Annotated in this window: 7 protein-coding genes; 4 read left to right on the forward strand and 3 right to left on the reverse strand. The window is 44.0% G+C overall.

Translation table 11 applies throughout. The features are described 5' to 3' along the window. Positions 1-27: 27 nt before the first annotated feature. The 4 genes from mlaC (at position 28) to murA (ending at position 2701) form a co-directional block, all read left to right on the forward strand. Positions 28-657 carry a phospholipid-binding protein MlaC gene (gene mlaC, locus Xbud_RS11290; RefSeq protein ID WP_099136231.1) on the forward strand — a complete coding sequence of 210 codons (630 nt, stop codon included), beginning with the start codon at positions 28-30 and terminating at the stop codon, positions 655-657. Position 658: 1 nt separating this feature from the next. After that, positions 659-985, forward strand: a complete 327-nt coding sequence (gene mlaB, locus Xbud_RS11295) for a lipid asymmetry maintenance protein MlaB (RefSeq protein ID WP_099136160.1) — start codon at positions 659-661, stop codon at positions 983-985. 150 nt (positions 986-1135) lie between these two features. Continuing rightward, entirely contained in the window at positions 1136-1390 is a 255-nt protein-coding gene (ibaG, locus tag Xbud_RS11300; protein ID WP_099136161.1) for a BolA family iron metabolism protein IbaG, read from the forward strand. Between the two features lie 57 nt (positions 1391-1447). Beyond that, positions 1448-2701 carry a UDP-N-acetylglucosamine 1-carboxyvinyltransferase gene (murA, locus tag Xbud_RS11305; protein WP_099136162.1) on the forward strand — a complete coding sequence of 418 codons (1254 nt, stop codon included), beginning with the start codon at positions 1448-1450 and terminating at the stop codon, positions 2699-2701. 107 nt (positions 2702-2808) lie between these two features. On the opposite strand, the gene degS is transcribed toward murA, so the two are convergent. The 3 genes from degS to zapG all read right to left on the reverse strand — a co-directional run bounded on the left by degS (position 2809) and on the right by zapG (position 6101). Continuing rightward, the gene (degS, locus tag Xbud_RS11310; RefSeq protein ID WP_099136163.1) at positions 2809-3867 is read right to left on the reverse strand and encodes an outer membrane-stress sensor serine endopeptidase DegS; all 1059 of its coding nucleotides are present in this window, start codon (positions 3865-3867) and stop codon (positions 2809-2811) included. Positions 3868-4030: 163 nt separating this feature from the next. Next, positions 4031-5410 carry a serine endoprotease DegQ gene (gene degQ, locus Xbud_RS11315; protein ID WP_099136164.1) on the reverse strand — a complete coding sequence of 460 codons (1380 nt, stop codon included), beginning with the start codon at positions 5408-5410 and terminating at the stop codon, positions 4031-4033. Positions 5411-5696: 286 nt separating this feature from the next. Beyond that, positions 5697-6101 carry a Z-ring associated protein ZapG gene (gene zapG / locus Xbud_RS11320; RefSeq protein WP_099136165.1) on the reverse strand — a complete coding sequence of 135 codons (405 nt, stop codon included), beginning with the start codon at positions 6099-6101 and terminating at the stop codon, positions 5697-5699. Positions 6102-6283 lie beyond the last annotated feature (182 nt).

Consider the following 6283-nt stretch of genomic DNA (forward strand, 5'->3'; position numbering starts at 1 on the left):
ATCCACTGCTTAGGAGAAATGCCAATGATGTTTAAGCGATTACTTATGGCTGCCTTACTGGTGGTTGCACCATTCGCCAGTGCTGTTGATCAAACCAACCCTTATGCATTAATGAAAGATGCAGCAGAAAAAACGTTCTCTCGTCTAAAGAATGAACAGCCGCAGATTCAGGCGAATCCTGAAATACTGCGTCAGATTGTGCATCAGGAATTAATGCCTTATGTACAGGCAAAATATGCAGGAGCATTGGTATTGGGGCCTTACTATAAGCAAGCGACACCAGAGCAGCGTGACGTTTATTTCAAGGCATTTGAGTCTTATCTGGAGCAAGCTTATGGTCAGGCTCTGGCAATGTATCATGGACAAAATTACCAAATTGCTCCTGAGCAACCACTGGATGATAAGACCATCGTAGCTATCCGTGTCACCATCACAGATCCTAATGGTCAACCACCTGTTCGTCTCGATTTTCAGTGGCGAAAAAACAGTAAAACCGGGTACTGGCAGGCTTACGACATGATAGCAGAAGGGGTGAGCATGATTACGACGAAACAGAATGAGTGGTCGGAAATTCTGCGCCAAAAAGGTATCAATGGATTAACTGAGCAATTGAAAATCAGTGCACAAGTTCCAATCACTTTGGAAAAGAAAAAGTGATATGAAAAACCGGGAAAAGGATAAAGTGCTTGATAGAATGCAGTTAAGTTGGGAACAAGAAGGAAACACACTGTTTCTGAAAGGTACGTTGGATCGCGATAGCCTGTTATCCTTTTGGCAGGAAAGAGACAGCGTATTGGCTCAGATAGATAATATTGATGTTTCCCAACTTGAACATGTGGATTCCACGGGGCTGGCCTTATTTGTTCGCGTAAAAGGTGACAGGCAGCAACAAGGCAAAGCGCTGACATTTTCTGGTATAGGAGAGCGCCTGAAAACGCTGATTACGCTTTATGGTCTGCAAAGATACTTTGCAGACCATTTATAACCTGAGAATAATTCACCAGAAAGACGGTGGGTATAATTATCGCCCTTATGAGTGCTTGTCTTATAAGGGCGTTTTTCTTGGTTTAAGAGTCGTCTGGATTCCATTACGATAGGCGTCTACTATTATTTTAACAGCGAATGTGAGCAACCTATGGATATTAATGAAATTAAAAAAGTACTGATGGAAAAGTTGGTGCTTGATGAAGTTATCGTTAGCGGTGATGGCAGCCATTTTCAGGTAATTGCAGTGGGTGAAATTTTTGGTGAGCTAAGCCGTGTCAAACAACAGCAGGCAGTTTATGCACCTCTGATGGAATATATCGCTGATAACCGTATTCACGCCTTGTCAATTAAAACTTATACACCAGCACAATGGCAACGTGACCGCAAGCTCCAGGGATTTTGAGGTTGTTTGCTTCGCCGCAAACAGCACACTTTGAATTAAATAAGAGAATCATGACTGATGGATAAATTTCGAGTGAAAGGGCCTACCTGCTTGTCAGGAAAGGTGACTATTTCCGGGGCAAAAAATGCCGCATTACCAATCCTGTTCGCAGCGTTGCTGGCGGAAGAGCCAGTTGAATTACAGAATGTTCCTGAATTAAAAGACATTGATACCACAATCAAACTGCTGAACCGTTTGGGAACGAAAGTGGAACGTAAAGGTTCGGTATTTGTTGATGCCAGAAGAGTCAATGAATATTGTGCGCCTTATGAACTGGTTAAAACCATGCGTGCTTCCATTTGGGCATTGGGACCACTGGTAGCCCGTTTTGGGCAGGGACAGGTTTCTTTGCCCGGTGGTTGCGCGATCGGAGCCCGCCCTGTCGATCTTCATATTTCCGGACTGGAACAGCTTGGTGCGAAGATTGTACTGGAAGAAGGGTATGTTAAGGCATCTGTGGACGGTCGTTTAAAAGGTGCCAGCATCGTCATGGATAAAGTGAGTGTCGGTGCGACGGTAACTATTATGACAGCAGCAACGCTGGCGGAAGGTAAGACCATCATTGAAAATGCAGCACGTGAACCTGAAATCGAAGATACGGCCAATTTCCTGAATACATTGGGCGCAAAAATTACGGGAGCAGGAACTGATCGCATTCTGATTGAAGGTGTCGAGCGTTTAGGTGGTGGTGTTTATCGTGTATTGCCTGATCGCATCGAAACAGGAACTTTTCTTGTTGCAGCGGCTATTTCCCGTGGAAAGGTTATCTGTCGCAAGGCTAAGCCGGATACATTGGATGCCGTTTTGGCTAAGTTACGTGAAGCCGGAGCTGATATTCAGGTAGGTGATGACTGGATTAGTTTGGATATGCATGGTAAACGACCAAAAGCGGTAACATTCCGTACCGCACCGCATCCGGGCTTTCCGACTGATATGCAGGCACAATTTAGTTTACTGAATATCGTCGCTGAAGGTGCAGGTATGATCACCGAAACTATTTTTGAAAATCGTTTTATGCATATCCCTGAATTGATTCGTATGGGCGCACATGCAGAAATTGAGAGTAACACGGTACTTTGCCGCGGCGTAGAAAAATTATCTGGTGCTCAGGTGATGGCAACGGATTTACGCGCTTCTGCCAGTTTGGTATTAGCTGGCTGTATTGCGGAAGGAACGACCACCGTTGACCGGATTTATCATATTGACCGGGGCTACGAACATATTGAAGATAAGTTGCGTGGTCTGGGTGCCAATATCGAACGCATTAAGTAAGATAAATATACTCTCTCCCCCAATTTATGAGGGGAGAGAATTCGCGGGGGAGAATTTGGGAAAGAGTTGAACTGAAAGCCTGAGCGTTTCCCATCTAATGATGGATCTCAGTGTTCATCAAATTCCTCAATCGTAATGTTGAAAGTGAGAGTTTGGTCATCGCGCAAGACGGTAACAGGAACGACGCTACCGGGACGGATTTCAGCAACCTGATCCATTATTTCGGGAGGTGAAATTGCAGGCTTGTGGTTGAAGCTAATGATGATATCCCCCACTTGAATACCTGCCTTTTTCGCGGGGCTGCCCGGTAAAAGTTGGAAAACCCGAACTCCCTGAATTTGATGAATATTGGTTCCTGAAGAACGAATATTAGGCAATTCTTTTGTTGAAATACCAATATATCCTCTGATAACTCGTCCATCACGGATTAATTTCTGCATGATTTTTGTTGCAAGCTCTGTGGGAATAGCAAATCCTAATCCTTCAGGAGTAGAACCAAATTCAGACTTATCAAATGACAGTGTATTGATGCCCACCAGCTCCCCCAATGTATTGACCAGTGCGCCGCCGGAACTACCCTGATTAATTGACGCGTCTGTTTGCAGAAAATTCTGTCGCCGTGTCGGGCTGAGTCCGACACGCCCGGTCGCACTGATAATGCCTTGAGTAATCGTCTGCCCTAAGTTGTAAGGGTTGCCGATTGCCAGCACGATATCGCCCACATAGGGAGTGTGTTTGAGATTGATCGGGATCACTGGGAGATTTTCGGCGTTTATCTTGAGGACAGCTAGATCGGTCGGGCCATCAGAGCCTACCAACAGCGCCTCATAAAAACGCCCATCTTGCAACGCCACAATAATAGATCCCACTTTATTGATGACGTGTTTGTTGGTGAGTATGTAACCCTGTTCACTCATGATGACACCGGAACCCAGTGGGATAAGCTCCCGTGGTTCATGGGAAAAGCTACCTATGCTGGTGCTGTAGATGTTAACGACAGCAGGAGCTGCCCGGCGAACGCCCTGACTGTAACTGGAAGGTTTTTCTGTGTCGTTGCTGTATAGGAAATTATTTAACTTATTGGGACGCAGTGATGGTATGGCAACCAGTAAAATCGCTGCAATAAGTAATCCTACCAATATGGAGCGCAGTAATTTGATCAGCATGGCATTATTCAATAATCAATAAGTTAAAAAAGCATAGCACAGAAGCGAGCAGACACAGCTTATGCTGTGTCTGCCTTTTCTATACCTTTTATCTTTCAGATTGTTTGTTGTCACATTGTTTGTTGTCACACTACAACCTGAAATTCATAGAGGTATATATTGATTAATTATGCAGCAACAGGTAAATGTTATCGCTACCACGCAGAATATTCAGGGCAATAACGGATGGTTTTTCTTCCAGTATCTTTTGCAGTTCGTTGATGTTTTTAACACGAACATTATTAGCACCGATAATCAAATCATTCTTCTGCAAACCGACCATTGCCGCTGATGAATTTTTGGCAACTGCATCGACTTTTACGCCAGGAGTGTTATTGACTATGCTAGTGCTGAGAGTTGCACCTTGCAGAGCAATACTCAGTTTTTCCGCTTTAGTTGCCTGATTTTCACTGTTTTCCAGTATGACAGTTACTTCCATTGGCTTCCCTTTACGCAGTAAACCAACTTTGACCTCTTTACCTGGAAGGGTAGTGCCAATCTTCGCCCTTAACTCAGCAAAGCTATTAATTTTTTTGCCATCAATGGAGACCAGCACATCTCCTGGCTTAATACCGGCTTTAGCCGCAGCAGATTTAGGCGTGACTTCACTGACAAATGCACCTTGTTGTGCATCAATATTCAGTGCTTTGGCGATATCTGCTGACATTTCGGTGCCTCTGATACCGAGCAGGCCACGTTTTACTTCACCATGAGCAATCAGCTGATCTGCTAAGTTCTTGGCCATATTACTTGGGATTGCAAAACCAATACCAACATTGCCACCGCTTGGTGCGACGATAGCGGTATTAATGCCGATAAGCTCCCCTTTCAGGTTAATCAGAGCACCACCAGAGTTACCTCGGTTAATGGAAGCATCGGTCTGAATAAAGTTTTCCAGACCTTCCAGATTCAGGCCACTACGGCCAAGGGCGGAAATGATCCCTGAGGTAACGGTTTGCCCTAGCCCAAATGGGTTGCCGATGGCAACAGCATAGTCACCGACACGTAGCTGATCTGAGTTAGCAAATTTGATGGCAGTCAGATTTTTGGCATCTTTTAACTGTAAAAGAGCAATGTCAGTTTGTGGGTCACGCCCGATGAGTTTGGCCGAATATTCACGCCCGTCGTTTAGCTGGACTTTAATTTTATCTGCATTGTTGATGACGTGATTGTTAGTAAGTACGTACCCTTTATCGACATTGATAATGACACCAGAACCTAATCCCTGGAATGGACGGCTTCTTTTTTCCATTGGCGGAAAACCTGGCCCAAAGAAGAATTGGAAGTCTTCTGGTAGCTGGAGCTGTTGGGTTTGCACCTCAGTACCAGCAACATGTACGGAAACGACGGAAGGAAGAACTTTTTCCAGCATTGGAGCCAGGCTCGGCAATTCTTGAGAGGCCATGGCAGCAGGTAAAGCTGCATTACTTACTATTGGAACCGAAGCCAAAGATAATCCAATACTGATCGCGAGTGCGCTGAGCAATGTGTTTTTACTTTTCATTGAATACGTTCTCTTACATACCTAAGCCAGAAAAGGAAAATCGTACTTAAAATTCCCATCTCATAAGGAAATTCTGTTTTCTGAGAAATTACACTGATTGAGACAGGTCTCAAGCATAATTGTTTCGTTGCAGTTATGACTACCAAGTATTCAGCAAAGTTCACTAATAATGTAGTTTTGTTGAATGTCTTTACAGGGATTTACCTGAGTAAAAAATAAAAAACAAACATATACAACAGGATAAAGTAACTTGCCGTGGCACCGATTGTTACCACGGCAAGAGGATTTATTGTTTTTGGTCTTGAATTGGACGAAACAGGCCGGATGCACCTTCAGAATAGTCTCGCGGAGGCATATCGGTGACGATTTGATTAGTATCGGTCTTGGATTCGTTAAGACGGTAATTAAAGGGATTATCCTGTACAGGCATGTTTGGCATCAGTTCATTGGAGCTTTTGGCCATATGCTGATACAACTGGCGATAATCGCGAGCCATATTATCTAGCAATTCAGCGCTGCGGGCAAAATGACTGACCAGCTCTTTGCGATACTCTTCAAGTTCTGCCCGATTTTTCTCCAGTTCTGCTTGTACAGCATTTTGCTGCCGCAATTTTGTGCTGCCAAAGCGGACAGCCAGTGCTCCGATGATAAAACCAATAATTAATCCGATCAGTGCGTATTCCCAAGTCATGGCAACTCCTTTATTAACATCACAGCTATCACTATAACCGCTAATTCAGTCAGAGTGGAATATTGATTATTATTTAATTAATTTAACGCGATGCTCGACTTTTATGATGAGTTGAAATGACATAGCCGCTCCTTTATAACTTTAAGTCGTCAAAAATAGAGAAATAAAGGAACAAAAGGCTA

Source organism: Xenorhabdus budapestensis (assembly GCF_002632465.1).
GTDB classification, from domain to species: Bacteria; Pseudomonadota; Gammaproteobacteria; order Enterobacterales; family Enterobacteriaceae; genus Xenorhabdus; species Xenorhabdus budapestensis.